This is a genomic window from Labedaea rhizosphaerae (assembly GCF_004362825.1).
GTDB lineage: Bacteria > Actinomycetota > Actinomycetes > Mycobacteriales > Pseudonocardiaceae > Labedaea > Labedaea rhizosphaerae.
This window is the reverse complement of sequence record NZ_SNXZ01000001.1, coordinates 98,369-113,917: the sequence shown is the minus strand read 5'-3', so window position 1 is coordinate 113,917 and position 15,549 is coordinate 98,369. Positions and strand designations below refer to the sequence as shown.

Below are 15,549 nucleotides of genomic sequence, written 5' to 3'. Positions count from 1 at the left end.
CCAACGACTTCGGTGGTCACAGCCACCCCTCCTCTTGGCCGTCGACATCGGGTTGGGCGTCACCGGATTCGGTGAGCCGGGCGAACAGCTCCTCGAGCCCGGTGCGCTGCTTGCGCACTTCGTGCACGGCGACCCCGGCCCCCACCAGGATCGCCACCACCTCGGGTGCGGTGGTGGTCGTCAGGTCCACCTGCAACCCGTCGGGCAGGGAACGCGCCGGGATCCGCTTGTCCCGCAACGCCTCCACCGCCTTGTCACCGTCCGGTGTGGACACGACCAGGGCCGGGCTGCCGGCCTCCAGCAGGGTGGCCAGTTCCCCCTGGGCCACCACCGTGCCGCGGTGCAGCACCGCGACGTGCGTGCACGTCGCCTCGACCTCGGCCAGCAGGTGCGAGGACACCAGCACCGTGGTGCCGGCCGCGTGCAGCTGGCCGATCACCTCGCGCACCTCGCGGGTGCCCGCCGGGTCGAGCCCGTTGGTCGGCTCGTCGAGCACGACCAGCCGGCGCGGCACCAGCAGCGCGGCGGCCAGGCCGAGGCGCTGCTTCATGCCGAGCGAGTAACCGCGGAAACGCCGGTCGGCCGCGTCGGTGAGCCGGACCCGGGCGAGCGCGTCCTCGACCGCCCCCGGGATCGCCTTGCCGGCCAGCATGGGCTCGGCGGCGGCCAGGCGCAGCAGGTTGTCCCGGCCGGACAGGAACGAGTGGAAGCCGGGGCCTTCCACGAGCGCGCCGACCTCGGGCAAGGCCACCTCGGCCTGCTCGGGCATCGGCACGCCGAGCAGCTCGACGGTGCCCGCGGTGGGCACGGTCAGGCCGAGCAGCATCCGGATCGTCGTGGTCTTGCCCGACCCGTTCGGGCCGAGCATGCCGAGCACGCTGCCCTGCGGGACGTCGAGGTCCACGTGGTCGACGGCGACCGTGCCGCGGTACAGCTTGCGCAGCCCCCTGGTCCGCGCCGCGAGCGCGACCGGGGCGGGCGCGGCCTGCGCCACGCCCGCCCCTGCGGCCAATTCAGTGCTCACTTGCCCAGTGCTTCGACGAGCACCTGCTGCGGCACCGCGCCGATGGCCACGCGGCCGTCGGCGGCGATGAGGATCGTGCCGACCGACGCCTTGATCGCGACGCCGCTGCCGAACGGACCCTGCACCTTGGTGCCCATGCTCTTGATCAGCTGCATCGGGTCGAACCCGTGCTTGTCCCCGCCGTTTTGCGGGGTCGCGCCGAGCACGCCCGCGGGCACCTTGCCGACCAGGACGGTGTCCCAGCCGTGGCCGACCACCTTGAGCTGCAGCTGGTCGATCAGGCCCTTGGCCTCCTCGGGCTTGGGCAGGTCGTTGCCGGAGCGCTCGGTCACCTTCGCGCCGGGCGGCGGGGTGAAGGTGAACAGCTTCGGGTCCTGCGCGCCCGGGGCGAACTCGGTGAAGCCGACCTTCACCGCCGGGTCGGACTGGCCGTTGGCGAAGACCTCGAGCTGCAGCGGCACCCGCAACTGGCTGTCCACCGCGACCCGCACCTCACGCAGCAGCGTGCGCTCGGTCGGCTTCGGCGTCAGCACCAGCTCGTACACCGAGCGGTCGGCGACCCAGCCGGTGCCGTCCACGGTGACGTTGCTGTCCTTGCGCATCTCCGAGACCAGCGTCGCGGCCGCGTTCTGCGGGTCGGCCAGCATGCCCTCGGACATCCCGCCGTGGAACTTCTTGTCCGCGCCGCCGTCGATCTTGGTCACGGTCTGGTCCTGGGAGTTCCAGATCCAGACGTCCTTGCCGTCCTCGACGATCGACTTCTCCGCCGGGCCGGTCGGCAGCAGCAGCTTCGCCTTGCCGGTGCCGTCGGTGAACACCCGGATCGGCTTGTCACCGCTGGGCAGGCCGGGGATCGGCAGGCCGAGGTCGGCGTCGAAGCTCACCGAGCCCGACATGGCGGGCACCTTGGCCGAGAGCACCGACTGGACCAGCGCCTCGGGGCTGATCGCCGGCAGGTTCGGCGGCGCCGCGCTGGCCCCGGCGGGCAACGCCACCAGCACCAGACCGACCACCCCGGCGGCGGTGCCCGCCGCCGCGGCGGACAGAGCCATCCGTTTCGTGTTCATCGTTCATCTCCCCATTTCATCCACTGCGAATCTTCCCGCACCACAGACACTGCCGCCCCCGACCTGAGATGGCGCTGAGATCGCTTCGGGAGCTGAGAGGTCGCTGAGAGCCCGGCACCTGGACGTAGAGCTTGCCGGGGCTCGTCTGCCGGTAACGTGGAACCGACGGGGAGGTGATCCGTGGACATCGATGATGCCCATGTCGGACGCCGAGTCCGTGAGGTGCGGCATTGGCGACAGATGAACCTGACCGCGACCGCCGGACTCGCGGGGTTGTCGCCGTCGTACTTGTCGATGATCGAACGTGGTCAGCGACCGGTGACCAAGCGTTCGGTGCTGGAGGCGCTGGCCCGTGCTCTGCGCGTCTCGCCCGTCGAGCTGACCGGGCAACCACACGGCATGTCGGATGCGGGAGCTGCCGACTCCCACACGGCGATGGCCACCTTGGCCGACTTGCTCGGCGGGTGGTGGGTCGGTGAGGTACCGGACGCGCCCCGGCGGCCGTTGCCGGAAGTGCTGGCTCGACTGAATTCCTTTCACGCGGCGCGAAACTCCGGTACCACCGCGGCTGGTGACTACACCGCTCAGATCGACACGCTCGCCCCGTTGATCCGTGATCTGCTCGTCGCGGCGGTCGACCCGGATGCACGCCGGGAAGCCCTGCCGCCGCTGCTCACCGCGTATCACGTCGCGGGCAGCATCGCCGCTCGCCTGCGGATTCCGGGTATGCCTTCGCTGGCGGCCGACCGGATGCGGCAGGTCGCAGGCGAACTCGACGATCCCGTGTGGATGGCCGTGGCCGACTGGGGCCGTGCGCATTTCCTGTCCGCGACCAACCGCGCTCGCCAGTACGAGCTGGCGGTAGCTGTTGCCGATCGGATGCAGGCTGGTCGAGCAGAAACGCGTGGCATGGCGCACCTCACCGCGGCGCTTGCCGCGGCGGCGCAGAACGATGCGGATACCGCCCAGACCCACCTTGCCGCTGCCCGCGAGTTCGCCGGCCGGCTGGACGCCGAAGTAAGTCCTTGGCCGTCCGGGATCATGCAATTCGGCCGGACGAACGTCGGTATCTTTTCCGTGGCGATAGGCGTTGAGTTGGGTCAGGGTCCGCGAGTCGCCGAAGTCGCGTCGACCGTTCACGTCGACACCATCTCACGTGGTCGGCAAGCGTCGTTTTGGATCGACTATGGGCGAGGTCTGCTGGCTGAGCGCAAGACCCGCGAGAAGGGCCTGGCCGCATTGGTTCGTGCGGAACAACTCGCACCGCATCAGCTGCGGACCAATGTGTTCGCGCGGGAAGCGGTGTCTCATCTGCTGTCCGCGGCACAACGTGAGGCGGGCGGCCGGGAACTTCGCGGCCTGGCGTGGCGCATGGGAGTAGCCCCGAACGGGTGATCTCACCGGGACGTTCACATCTTGTGAAAGACCCGATTTGGGTCGAACCTAACGTCATCTCCGTGAAATCGGCGAGTCGTAACAAAGCTGCGGTTGTCAGGCCCACACCAAAGCCCGTCATTGCGCCCTACATCACGAAATGGAGCTCGGAGGTCGATCCACCGGGCACCGTGATCGAGGTCGGCGGGGGTATCGGCTATGCCGACGAGAAGCCGAACGACCGTGATCGGCATGGCGTCCTGTGGGCCCGGGCCGCACAGCGTCCCGGTGAGGGGCGCCCGCTGTTCGCGCGAGTGCATCCGTTCCGGCAACGACGGGCCATGCGCATGCTCCTGTGCGGTGTCTGCGGCGGCCCGGCCGATCGGGACGAAGACGGCGTCCTGTGGTTGCTGACGGATCACCGTGACGACTGGCCGGACTGGCCGGCCCGCATGGCTGCCGTCGAACCGCCGGTCTGCCGGCCTTGCGTGCACCTCTCGGTTCGGCTGTGTCCGGCCTTGCGCCGTGGCGCGGTCGCGGTTCGCGCCAGGCGGTACCCGATCACGGCCGTCCGAGGTGCCCGGTACACCGGCGGTCAGCGCCCGAGGGCCGTCGAAGACGCGACCGTTTTCCTGGACGACCCCAGAATCCGCTGGGTGAAGGCGGTGAACCTCGCTCGTACGCTGCAGGACTGCACGGTGATCGAAGTGGATGACGTACGCGCGTAGTGATGATGAAGGTGCGCTGAGATCGCCGGCGCAGCTGAGAACGGGCTGAGAGCCTGGCGCGGTGTGCTTGCCCGGCAGGGCATGCTGAGCAGGTGAAACCACGGGTGCTTGTGGTCGACGACGAGCCGGGTGTGCGGCGGGCCTTGCAGCGCGGGCTGGCCGCCGAGGGGATGGACGTGGTCGTCGCGGGGGACGGGGTCAGCGCCCTGGACATCGCGCTGACCGGGGCGTTCGACGTGATCCTGCTGGACATCATGCTGCCGGGCCTGTCCGGCTACCGGGTGTTGCAACGGCTGCGTGAGCGGCACGTGCGCACGCCCGTGCTGTTGGTGTCGGCCAAGGACGGCGAGATCGACCAGGCTGACGGGCTCGACCTCGGCGCGGACGGCTACCTGGTCAAGCCGTTCTCCTTCGTCGTGCTGGTCGCGCAGGTCAAGGCGATGTTGCGGCGCGCGGAGGCGACCGGGGCGGGGCAGAAGCTCAGCGTCGGCGACCTCGCGGTGGACCGGGGGAGCAGGCAGGTGCGCTTCGCCGGGCAGCCGATCGCGTTGAGCCCGCGCGAGTTCGCCGTGCTGGAGGCGCTGGCGTGCCGGGCCGGCTCGGTGGTCACCAAGGACGAACTGCTGCGCGCGGTCTGGGGCGACGAGCAGGCCGCCACCCGCAACGCCGTCGAGGTCTACGTCGGCTACCTGCGACGCAAGCTCGACGCGGCGGGCGCGGGCGGGATCGTGCGCACCGTGCGCGGCCACGGCTACCTCGCCGCCACCGAACAGCTCGAAGCCGCGATCAGCGCCGCCGCGCCCCGACGCTGAGGTCCGCGACCCTTGCGCTCGTTCTGGTTGCGCCGCACCGTGCGGTTCCGGATCACGGCCACGTCCGGCCTGATCACCCTGCTCGTGCTGGCGGGCCTGGCCTTCCTCAGCGGGCGGATGACCAGCGACCTGCTGTTGCACGCGGTGGACCGCGATCTCGGTGCCCGGCTGAGTGTCGCGGTCGCCGACGTCCAGGCGGGCAAGCCGGTCACCGCGGGGCCGCCGGACGTGCAGGTGCGGGTGCTGGACACCGCCGGTGCCCCGGTGGACGGCGCCCCGGCGCCCCTGCTCGACGCCCGGGACGTGCGGGTGCTCAAGTCCGGCGAAACCTTGCTGCGCGACCAGGACTCGCCCGTGCACCGCTGGCTCGGCACGGTGGCGACGGCTCCCGACGGCTCGCAACGCCTCGTCGTCGCGGGCGCGGGCCTGATCGGCTACGTGCCCATCCAAGAGGGTGCGCTGCGCTGGCTGCTGCTCGCCGCCCTGCTCGGCGCGGCGGCCGCGTCGGTGGCCACCTGGGTGGTGGTGCGCCTGTCGATGCGCCCGGTGCAGCGGCTGCGCCAGGACGCGTCGCGGTTGCCCTCCGGTGAGCGTTTGGCGTTGCCCGAGGCGCAGGACGAGCTGCGTGAGCTGGCCGGGGCGTTGAACGGGCTGCTCGCCCGACGCGACGAGGCCGCCGACCGCCTGCGCCGCTTCACCGGCGACGCCGCGCACGAGCTGCGCAACCCCGTCGCGTCGATCCGCGTGCAGGCCGAAGTCGCCGTGGCCAACCCGGATCCCGAGTTCTCCCACGAAGTGCTCTCCGACGTGATGCTGGAGGCCGAGCGCCTGTCCACCCTGGTCGATGGCCTGCTCACCCTCGCCCGCTCCGACGCGGGGGAGATCCCGGCCGCGCAACCGATCGACGTGACGGCGTTCGCCCGCGCCGCCATCGCCCGCCTCGGCGAGCAGGACCTGCGGGTGAGCCTGCACGCGCCGAGCGGGTCGTGCTGGGTGCAGGCCGCGCCGGTCGAGGTCGACATGGTGCTGGACAACTACCTGCGCAACGCCCTGCGTTACGCGCGTGCCGAGGTGCGGGTGTCCGTCCTTCGTGGTGTCGGCTGGGTCGTGCTCACCGTCGACGACGACGGCCACGGCATCGCCCGTGAGCACCGCAAGCGGGTGTTCGACCGGTTCTACCGGGTGCAGGACGACCGCGCCCGCAGCACCGGCGGGTCCGGCCTCGGGCTGGCCCTGGTGGCCGAAGTGGTGCACCGGCGCGGCGGCCAGGTGCGGGTGTCGGAGTCACCCGCCGGCGGTGCCCGCTTCCAGGCACGCTGGCGGTGTGGCTGAGACTGGGTTCGTGTATCGCACCACCGCGTTGATCGACGCGCCCGCCAGTGTCGTGGCCGCCGCCTTGCTCGAACTGGCGGGTTCGGTGGCGCCGGGGGATCCGCTGACGGTCGGACGGGTGCGGGCGCGGCTGGTCGAGGCGTCCGCGCGGCGGGTGAGCGCGGTGGCGTTGTCCGGGCCGCCGCGGCAACTCGCGGCGGATCTGGCGGTGACCCCGGCGGGCACGTTGCTCACGGCCACAGTGGACGGACGGATCGGCCGGCGGCGGGCGCTGGCGTTGGTCGAGGGGCTCGCCGAGCGGGCCGCTCGCCGCGCTCGGGAGCTCGCGCAGGTCCCCGTCGTGGTGGCGACCGCGATCATCCAGGATGAGGAAGTCCTTGCCCAGCAACGGGCTTTCCCGCCCGAGACGGCCGGGCGCTGGGAGTTGCCGGGCGGCCGCGTGGAGCCGGGTGAGTCCGAAGTGGACGCCGTGCGCCGGGAATGCCGGGAGGAACTGGGCGTCGACGTCGAACCGGGCGGGGCCTTCGGGCCGGACGTCGTGCTGGCCGGCGGGAAGTACCTGTTGCGTTCCTACCGGGCCGGACTGGTCGACGGGGAACCGAAACCCCGCGAGCACCAGGCCGTCCGCTGGCTCACGGACGGCACGCTCGGTGCCGTGGACTGGCTCCCCGCCGATCGGGTCCTGCTGCCGGAACTGCGTGCGCTGCTGCGCCGCTGACGTCCCCAAGCCCGCGTCGTCAGGCCCGCGTCGTCAAGCCGGCGTCTTCAACTCGCCCCCGCCATCCGCAGCGCGGCCGCCAGCCGGTGCTCGCCGCGGCGCCGGGCCATGTCGGCCCCCGCGGCCTGCACCTGGTCCAGCGAAGCCGGGTCCGCGAGCAGGGCGAGCGCACCCTCGCGCATCGGCCGCAGCTGCTCGACCACGGCCTCGGTGACGGCCTCCTTCAACGCCTCGTTGCCCGCGTACGCGCTGGCCAGCTCGTCGGTGGACTTGCCGGTGCAGGCGGCGAGGATCTCCAGCAGGTTGGCCACGCCGTCCTCGTCGGTGACCGCGCGCCGGATCTTGCGCCGGACCACGTCCGGGTCGTCCAGCAGCGCCACGACGCCCGCGCTGTCGCGAGTGGACTTCGACATCTTGCGGGTGGGTTTGGCGAGGTCACGCACGCGTGCCGCGGCCGGCGGGGTCACCGCTTCCGGGACCGCGAACACGTCGCCGTAGGTCGTGTTGAACCGCCGGGCCAGTGCGCGCGCCAGCTCCACGTGCTGCGCCTGGTCGGCGCCCACCGGAACCTCGGTCGCGCCCTGCAGGAGGATGTCCGCCGCCATCAGGACGGGGTAGGTGAAGAGCCCGACCCGCACGCCCTGCACGCCCTTGCTCCGGCTCTTCTCCTTGAACTGGGTCATCCGCGAGGCCTCGCCGTAGGTGCACGTGCACTCCAGCACCCAGGTCAGCGCGCCGATCTCGCGGATCAGGTCGGACTGCACGAACACGCGGTCCTGCGGGATCCCGGCCGCCACCAGGATCGCCAGGGTCTCCCGGGCCAGCGAACGCAGTCGCTGCGGGTGGTAGGCCGTGGTCATGGCGTGCAGGTCGGAGACGAAGTAGAGGTCGCCGTCGGCGCCGTCGGCGGCCCAGCGGCGAATGGCGCCGAGGTAGTTGCCGAGCTGGGCGTGGCCGGACGGGGTGATGCCGGAGATCCTGGTCACTGCGGGCGTCCCTTCTTTCGGGGACCGCCCGCCGCGAGTGCCCCTCGCAAAAATGACGAAGGCCGCCCACCCGGGCGGCCGTGGAGTGCTGTCAGGGCACGTCGGGTCAGCCGCCGGTCGGCGGCCACCACATGGTCGTACGTGCGCCCATATTGAAAGAATAGCGTGTCATGCGGCCTTCGCGAACTGGGCTTTTGCCTTGCGCAGGGCCAGCACGGGGCACTTCTTGCACCGCGAGGTGGACCGGCAGCACTTCTTCTTGACCTTGCCGGCCTTCATCAGCTTCTTGACGGTGTCGGCGGGGCTGCGCGGCGGACCCTTCTTCGCCTTTTTCTTCTTCTTCCCCACGGGGCCTCCGTCCAGCGCATCCGGTCCAAGTTAGGTTAGGTTAACCTCCTTGAGGGGCGATAGGACGCCGGTCACACCACCTGCACGGGTACCCTGTAAGAGTCGCGTGAACTCCGCGCGCAATCCACCACTCTCGAGACCCAGGAGCACGCGCGTGCCCACTCCCACTTCCGTCGTCGAGCGCTTCCACGCCGGCGTGCGCCGCACCGACCTGCGCAACGTCGCGATCGTCGCGCACGTCGACCACGGCAAGACCACGCTCGTCGACGCGATGCTGCGGCAGTCGGGTGCCTTCGCCGCACGCGCCGAGCTGGTCGACCGGGTGATGGACTCCGGCGAGCTGGAGCGCGAGAAGGGCATCACGATCCTCGCGAAGAACACCGCCGTGCACCGCCAGACCCCGCACGGCCCGGTGACCATCAACGTGGTCGACACCCCGGGCCACGCCGACTTCGGCGGCGAGGTGGAGCGCGGTCTGTCCATGGTGGACGGTGTGGTGCTGCTCGTCGACGCGAGCGAGGGTCCCTTGCCGCAGACCAGGTTCGTGCTGCGCAAGGCGCTGGCCGCGAACCTGCCCGTCGTGCTCGTGGTGAACAAGGTGGACCGCCCGGACGCCCGCATCGCCGAGGTGGTCGACGAGGCCCACGACCTGCTGCTGGAGCTCGCCGCCGAGCTCGAGGACGTCGACCCCGACGTGCTCGACCTGCCGGTGGTCTACGCCTCCGCGCGGGCCGGGCGGGCGTCGCTGAACCGGCCCGACGACGGCGGCATGCCCGACAGCGACAACCTCGACCCGCTCTTCACCGTGCTGCTCGAGCACATCCCGGCGCCGGTGGGCGACCCCGACGCGCCGCTGCAGGCGCTGGTCACCAACCTCGACGCGTCCAGCTTCCTCGGCCGCATCGCGCTCTGCCGCATCCAGGCCGGGACGCTGCGCAAGGGCCAGCAGGTCGGCTGGTGCCGCGAGGACGGCCGGGTGGCCCGGGTCAAGATCACCGAACTGCTGATCACCGAGGCCCTGGAGCGGGTACCCGCCGAGCAGGCGAGCGCCGGTGACCTGGTGGCCATCGCGGGCATCCCGGACATCACCATCGGTGACACGCTGGCCGACCCCGACGACCCGCACCCGCTGCCCCGGATCACCGTCGACGAGCCCGCCATCTCCATGACCGTCGGCGTGAACACCTCGCCGCTGGCCGGGCGCAACGGCGGCACCAAGCTCACCGCGCGGATGCTCAAGGCGCGGCTGGACGCCGAGCTGGTCGGCAACGTCAGCGTCAAGGTGCTGCCCACCGAGCGCCCCGACACCTGGGAGGTGCAGGGCCGCGGCGAGCTCGCGCTGGCGATCCTCGTGGAGACCATGCGCCGGGAGGGCTTCGAGCTGACCGTCGGCCGCCCGCAGGTGGTCACGCGGACGATCGACGGCAAGCTGTGCGAGCCGTTCGAGCGCCTGTCGGTGGACGTGCCCGAGGAGTACCTCGGCGCGATCACCCAGCTGCTCGCCGCCCGCAAGGGCCGCATGGAGCACATGCACGGCCAGGGCTCGGGCCGGGTCAAGATGGAGTTCGTCGTGCCCTCGCGCGGGCTGATCGGGTTCCGCACGGACCTGCTCACCGACACGCGCGGCACCGGCATCGCCAACGCGATCTTCGAGGGCTACCACCCGTGGGCGGGGGAGATCCGGGCCCGGCACAGCGGCTCGCTGGTGTGCGACCGGTCCGGTTCGGTCACCACGTACGCGATGCTGCAGCTCGCCGACCGCGGCACGTTCTTCGTCGAGCCCGGCGCCGACGCCTACGAGGGCATGGTCGTCGGGGAGAACCCGCGCGCCGAGGACCTCGACGTCAACGTGACGCGGGAGAAGAAGCTCACCAACATGCGGCAGTCGTCCGCCGACGTGATGGAGACCCTCGCCCGCCCGCGCAAGCTGACGCTGGAGGAGGCGCTGGAGTTCTGCGCCAACGACGAGTGCGTCGAGGTCGCGCCGGAGGTCGTCCGGGTGCGCAAGCTGGTGCTGGACAGCACCCAGCGCGCGCGTCAGCGGTCGCGGGCCAAGACCAAGGGGTAACACGCGCTCATCCGGTTGGCGGTATACAGGCGGGAGGCCTGTCGCTGGCCGGGTCTGGCAATCTGCCTGCGGCGGCATGCCTGGTGGTGGCACCATGGCCCACCGGTCGAGGGGAGGGCACGTGCGCAGCAGGGCGGGGAGCTTGCTCGGTGCGCTTGTCGCTGTGCTCGTGCTGGTCAGCCTCTTCGCGACGGCGTGTACGGGAACACCGCCGGTCCCGGTGGTGACCACGTCGGTCCCGCCCGTTTCGCCTGGTCTGTCCACCGATCTCGGTGAGATCGTGGTCGGGATGGACAGCGTCGCGGGCGGCTACAACCCGCACAAGGTGGCCGACCAGTCGGCGATCACCTCGGCGATGGCGAACCTGATGCTGCCCTCGGTGTTCCGGCCGGCGGCCGACGGCACCGAGCAGCTCGACAAGACGTTGATGGTGTCCGCGGACGTCACCAACTCCAAGCCCTACACGGTCACCTACCAGCTGCGTGGCGACGCTTCGTGGTCGGACGGGGCCCCGGTGGCCGCCGAGGACTTCGTCTACCTGTGGGAGCAGCTCAGAGGCGCGCAGGGCGTCGTGGACGGCGCCGGCTACCGGCTGATCTCCAACATCTCCGCACGCGAGGCCGGCAAGGTCGTCGAGGTGACCTTCGCCCAGCCCTACCCGGGCTGGCGCACGCTCTTCGCGGCCCTGCTGCCCGCGCACCTGCTCAAGGACGCGCCCGGCGGCTGGGCCAGCGCCCTGCAGGACAGCTTCCCGGCCACGGCCGGCCAGTTCTCGGTCAAGACCATGGACGTGGGCCGCGGCGAGATCATCCTGCAGCGCAACGACCGCTACTGGGAGACACCCGCGCTGCCCGAGCGGCTGGTGCTGCGCCGGGGTGATCAGACCGACCTCGTCGACGCCCTGCGCACCAAGCACGACCACGTGGTGCTGGCCTCGACGGACTCGGTCGGCGTCGAGCAGCTCAAGGCGCTGGGCAGCGCGATCAAGATCTACACGGTGCCGAGACCGACGGTGGCCTCGGTGTTGTTGCGCCCAGAAGGGCCGGAGCTCTCCGACGGGCACGTGCGCTCGGCCATCGCGGCCTTCCTGGACCGCGACCAGTTGATCGCCGCGGGCACCGGCGGTGGGCCCTCGGCCCGGCTGCGGGCCGACGCCCTGGTGCTGGCGCCCTCGCGCAGCGGCTACAAGGCAACCATCCCGGCGGACAAGTGGCCGGCCAAGAAGGACGTCTCCGGGGCCGAAGGGCTGCTGACCGAGGCCGGGTACAAGAAGACGAGCGGCGTGTGGCTCAAGGACGGGCGACCACTGGACGTGACCGTGGCCGCGCCCGCCGACAACGAGCCGTACCAGAAGATGGCGCAGGAACTGCAGCGCGAACTGAGCGCGGCCGGAGTGCAGGTGCGCCTGGTCAGCCCGACCGCGGCGCAGTTGGTCACGCTGCTCGCCGCGCCCGTGCCGCAGGGCCAGGTGACCAACACCGAGGGCGCCATCGACATCGCGTTGCTGCCCCGCCCGGCCGGCGGCGACCCGGCCGCCGTGCTCGCCGACGACTTCGGCTGCATGCGCTCCGGTGAATCCGCTCAGTACACGCCCGCGAACCTGGCCGGCTACTGCGACACCGGCCAGCAGGCCGCCATCGACGCCGCTTTGACGGGCGCGACGCTGCTGCCGGACACGCTGAGCCAATTGGAACCACAGCTGTGGCGCGATGCCATTGTCATTCCCCTTTACCAGGAAAGCGACTCGCTCGCGGTCCGGCCGGAAATGTCCGGTGTCGGCGTTGGTGCACCCCTCGCGGGACCCTTTTCCGGGGTCGCCGGATGGCAGCGGACCCGGGGGTGAAACTCCTACCGCGCGTGCCCGGGTAGATTCGGTGCGTACTCAGTGGTAACAGTCGTGTTGCTACTGACCGCTACCGAGTCACCCTTTGGTCACGATCGGCCGTGTTCGGGTGACCTGAGCCTTGGGGGTTCCTAGCGTGCTCCAGCAGTGCGCCGCCCAACGGCTCGTTGGGTGCGTGTTGGTTAGCGGGCGTGGCGTGGTCGGATCGACCGGCACGCCCAGTGCTAGGAGGGCACGTGTCAATTAAGAGATCCACAGCAACGCCGTTGGCAGTGCTGTTCGTCGGAGCGGCCCTTGTGCTGCAGGCCTGTGGCGGGTCCAGCGACAATGGCGGTGGCGACGCAGGCACTCCGACCAACGGTCCCGGCGGCGTCGCGGCCGGCGAAGCCAAGGGCGAGGTCAACAAGTCGGAGTACACGGCGCCCAAGGTGCCGTTGTCGAACGACACCTTCACGGTCGCCACGGACAACCCGTTCACGACGTACAACAACCAGACCGCGGACGGCAACAACTCGTACAACACCTTCGCGCTGACCCAGGTCCTCGCGGGTGCGTACCTGCTCGACGGCAACAACAACGTCCTGCTGAACAAGGACGTCATGGACTCCGTCGAGGTGACCAACAAGGCGCCGTTCACGGTGACCTGGAAGATCAAGCCGAACGTGAAGTGGTCGGACGGCGCCGCATGGGGCTGCCACGACTTCTACCTGGACTGGCTGTCGCAGGCTGGTCTGGCCAAGAACGGCGGCAAGCCGGCCTTCTCGGCCGCGTCGACCACCGGCTACGAGCTGATCAACAAGGTCGAGTGCACCGACCCGAACACCGTCGTCACGACCTTCACCGACCCGTACCCGGACTACAAGGGTCTGTTCGGTGTCTCCAGTGACGTCCTGCCGGCGCACATCGTCGAGCAGCAGACCGGCGTCGCCGACATCACCAAGGTGAAGCCGACCGACTCGGCCGACATCAAGAAGGTCGCCGACTTCTGGAACACGAAGTGGAACGGCTTCGACGCCAAGCTCATGCCCGCGTCGGGTCCGTTCAAGATCACCGGCTTCGAGCAGAACAACTCGGTGACCCTGGAGCGCAACGACGCGTTCGTCGGCAACAAGGCCGGCCCGGCGAAGATCGTCCTGCGTGGCGTCTCCGACCAGGTCGCCCAGGCCCAGGCGCTGGAGAACGGTGAGCTCGACGTCACCTCGTCGGCCCAGCCCGACGCCAACGCCGCCGACCGGCTGCGCAACCTGTCCTCGCAGGGTGTGGTCTTCGGTGCCAAGGCGGGTCTGTCCTTCGAGCACCTCGACCTGAACTACAAGAACAAGCTGTTCCAGGACCCGGCGGTGCGCAAGGCGTTCATGCAGTGCGTCAACCGCGAGGCACTGGTCGAGAAGCTGATCCGGCCGATCCAGCCGGACGCCAAGCCGCTCGGCAGCCTCCTGTTCTTCCAGGGCGAGAACGGCTACGTCGACAACTACGCCCAGTACACGGGCAAGGCCGACGAGGCCAAGGCGACGCTGACCGGTGCCGGCTGGGCCCCGGGTGGCGACGGCATCATGACCAAGGGTGGCCAGAAGCTGAGCTTCAAGATCAGCCACACGGACATCCCGCGCCGCAAGCAGACCGTGGAGCTCATCCAGTCCAACTGCAAGGCTGCCGGCATCGACGTCAAGGACGACACCGACCCGAACTTCCTCGACACCCGGGTCAGCGCCGGTGACTACGACGTGGCGCTCTTCGCGTGGTCCGCGGCTCCGTTCAAGTCGGGTACCCAGGCGATCTACTCCACCGGTGCCGGCCAGAACTGGTCCGCGTACAGCGACCCCAAGGTCGACCAGTTCTTCAAGGACGCGGTGAAGTCGACCGACCCGGCCGCGGCGAACCAGCTCTACGCGCAGGCGGACAAGCAGCTCGCGGAGGACAACTACTCCCTGCCGCTGTTCAACCCGCCGAACATGTGGTCCTACAAGGGCATCGACAGCGTGTACTTCCAGAGCTACAACGGTGCGCTGTGGAACGCCAACGAGTGGGTCAAGCAAGGCTGAGATGAGCCGCTCGCGCGGCTGATCCGAGTCGAACAAGAGGGAGGGGTCGGACCAGAAGTCCGGCCCCTCCTCTTGGGTACGGGTCCAGCGAGAGGCACACTTACTAACGCCGTCCAGCGGGTCCGCCGACGTCGGCTCACGAGGCCGCCCCCGGCCCCACCGAGGAGCGAAAAGGACATGATTCGCTACATAATTCGCAGATTGCTGATCTCCATCCCCCTGTTGCTGGTCGCCAGCTTCCTGTCCTTCCTGATAGTTGGCTCGATCGGCGACCCCCTCGCCGACCTCAAGGCCAAGCCCGGTATGACGCCGGAGAAGGTGCACGACATCGCGGTCAGCATGGGCTTGGACAAGCCGCTGATCGCCCGCTACTTCGACTGGCTCGGCAATTTCTTCAAGGGCGACTGGGGCAACAGCATCGCGCTCGGCCAGGCCGGCGCCGATGTGTACACCTCGGTGATGCAGGCGCTGTGGATCACGGCCCGGCTGGTGGTCGGCGCCGAGATCCTGGCCATCATCATCGGTGTCGCGGTGGGCGTGCTCGCCGCCGTCAAGCAGTACTCGATCTTCGACTACCTCGCGACGTCCGCGGCCTTCCTGATGTTCTCGATGCCCGTCTTCTGCGTCGCGGTGGTCCTCAAGACCTACGGCATCAGGTTCAACAACGTCCTCACCAGCATGGGCATGGACCGGTGGATCTCCACCGTCAGCCCGGCCTCGGGCGGCTTCCAGGGCTCGTTCGGTGAGGTCATCTTCAAGTACACCGGTACGTACATCCTGCCGACGATCACGCTGATGCTGATCAGCTTCGCCGCGTACAGCCGGTTCCAGCGCGCTTCGATGCTGGAGACGCTGAACTCCGACTACGTGCGCACGGCGCGCGCCAAGGGGCTCTCGCAGCGCCGGGTGGTCTTCCGGCACGCGTTCCGCAACGCGATGATCCCGGTGACCACGCTGTTCTCGCTGAACGCCGCCGCACTGTTCGCCGGCGCGATCATCACCGAGAACGTGTTCGGCTGGCACGGCATGGGTCAGCTGCTGGTCGCCTCGGTGCGCGGGCGCGACCCCTACATGCTGATGGGGTGGCTGATGGTCACCGCATCCCTTGTCATCCTCTTCAACCTGGTCGCCGACATCATGTACGGCATCCTTGACCCGAGGATCCGCCTTGGCTAATCCGATTTCCGGCAACCCGCTCCAGCCGTCC

Annotated in this window: 13 protein-coding genes; 9 read left to right on the top strand and 4 right to left on the bottom strand. The window is 69.9% G+C overall.

The annotated features are described in order from the left end of the window. Positions 1-16: 16 nt before the first annotated feature. On the bottom strand, positions 17-1,024 hold the full coding sequence (locus tag EV186_RS00505; RefSeq protein WP_133847120.1) for an ABC transporter ATP-binding protein: 1,008 nt from the start codon (positions 1,022-1,024) through the stop codon (positions 17-19). After that, entirely contained in the window at positions 1,021-2,091 is a 1,071-nt protein-coding gene (locus tag EV186_RS00500; RefSeq protein ID WP_133847119.1) for a LolA family protein, read from the bottom strand. The genes EV186_RS00505 and EV186_RS00500 overlap by 4 nt, the downstream gene beginning before the upstream one ends. A 180-nt stretch (positions 2,092-2,271) precedes the next feature. Between EV186_RS00500 and EV186_RS00495 the strand changes: the two genes are divergently transcribed. From EV186_RS00495 to EV186_RS40415, 5 genes are all read left to right on the top strand, one after another. Next, positions 2,272-3,486: a helix-turn-helix domain-containing protein gene (locus tag EV186_RS00495; RefSeq protein ID WP_341814110.1), complete on the top strand. Its 1,215-nt coding sequence runs from the start codon at positions 2,272-2,274 to the stop codon at positions 3,484-3,486. Positions 3,487-3,548: 62 nt separating this feature from the next. Continuing rightward, on the top strand, positions 3,549-4,193 hold the full coding sequence (locus tag EV186_RS00490) for a hypothetical protein (protein ID WP_133847118.1): 645 nt from the start codon (positions 3,549-3,551) through the stop codon (positions 4,191-4,193). 92 nt (positions 4,194-4,285) lie between these two features. After that, a complete protein-coding gene (locus tag EV186_RS00485; protein WP_133847117.1) occupies positions 4,286-5,005 on the top strand; it encodes a response regulator transcription factor in 720 nt (239 codons plus the stop codon). Between the two features lie 12 nt (positions 5,006-5,017). Then, entirely contained in the window at positions 5,018-6,337 is a 1,320-nt protein-coding gene (locus EV186_RS00480; protein WP_133847116.1) for a sensor histidine kinase, read from the top strand. A gap of 10 nt (positions 6,338-6,347) precedes the next feature. Continuing rightward, positions 6,348-7,055: a (deoxy)nucleoside triphosphate pyrophosphohydrolase gene (locus EV186_RS40415; RefSeq protein ID WP_279538264.1), complete on the top strand. Its 708-nt coding sequence runs from the start codon at positions 6,348-6,350 to the stop codon at positions 7,053-7,055. Positions 7,056-7,102: 47 nt separating this feature from the next. Here the strand turns inward: EV186_RS40415 and trpS are convergent, their stop codons facing one another. Both trpS and EV186_RS00465 read right to left on the bottom strand, forming a co-directional pair. Continuing rightward, a complete protein-coding gene (gene trpS / locus EV186_RS00470; protein ID WP_133847115.1) occupies positions 7,103-8,041 on the bottom strand; it encodes a tryptophan--tRNA ligase in 939 nt (312 codons plus the stop codon). 168 nt (positions 8,042-8,209) lie between these two features. After that, complete coding sequence (locus EV186_RS00465; RefSeq protein ID WP_133847114.1) at positions 8,210-8,389, bottom strand: hypothetical protein; 180 nt, start codon at positions 8,387-8,389, stop codon at positions 8,210-8,212. A gap of 154 nt (positions 8,390-8,543) precedes the next feature. On the opposite strand from EV186_RS00465, the gene typA reads away from it, so the two are divergent. From typA to EV186_RS00445, 4 genes are all read left to right on the top strand, one after another. Beyond that, positions 8,544-10,457, top strand: coding sequence for a translational GTPase TypA (typA, locus tag EV186_RS00460; RefSeq protein WP_133847113.1), 1,914 nt, complete (start codon positions 8,544-8,546; stop codon positions 10,455-10,457). 121 nt (positions 10,458-10,578) lie between these two features. Next, the gene (locus EV186_RS00455; RefSeq protein ID WP_243753746.1) at positions 10,579-12,300 is read left to right on the top strand and encodes an ABC transporter family substrate-binding protein; all 1,722 of its coding nucleotides are present in this window, start codon (positions 10,579-10,581) and stop codon (positions 12,298-12,300) included. Between the two features lie 242 nt (positions 12,301-12,542). After that, positions 12,543-14,342 (top strand): ABC transporter family substrate-binding protein, encoded by a 1,800-nt coding sequence (locus EV186_RS00450; RefSeq protein WP_424982344.1) that lies wholly within the window; start codon positions 12,543-12,545, stop codon positions 14,340-14,342. Positions 14,343-14,519: 177 nt separating this feature from the next. After that, a complete protein-coding gene (locus EV186_RS00445) occupies positions 14,520-15,518 on the top strand; it encodes an ABC transporter permease (protein ID WP_133847110.1) in 999 nt (332 codons plus the stop codon). Positions 15,519-15,549 lie beyond the last annotated feature (31 nt).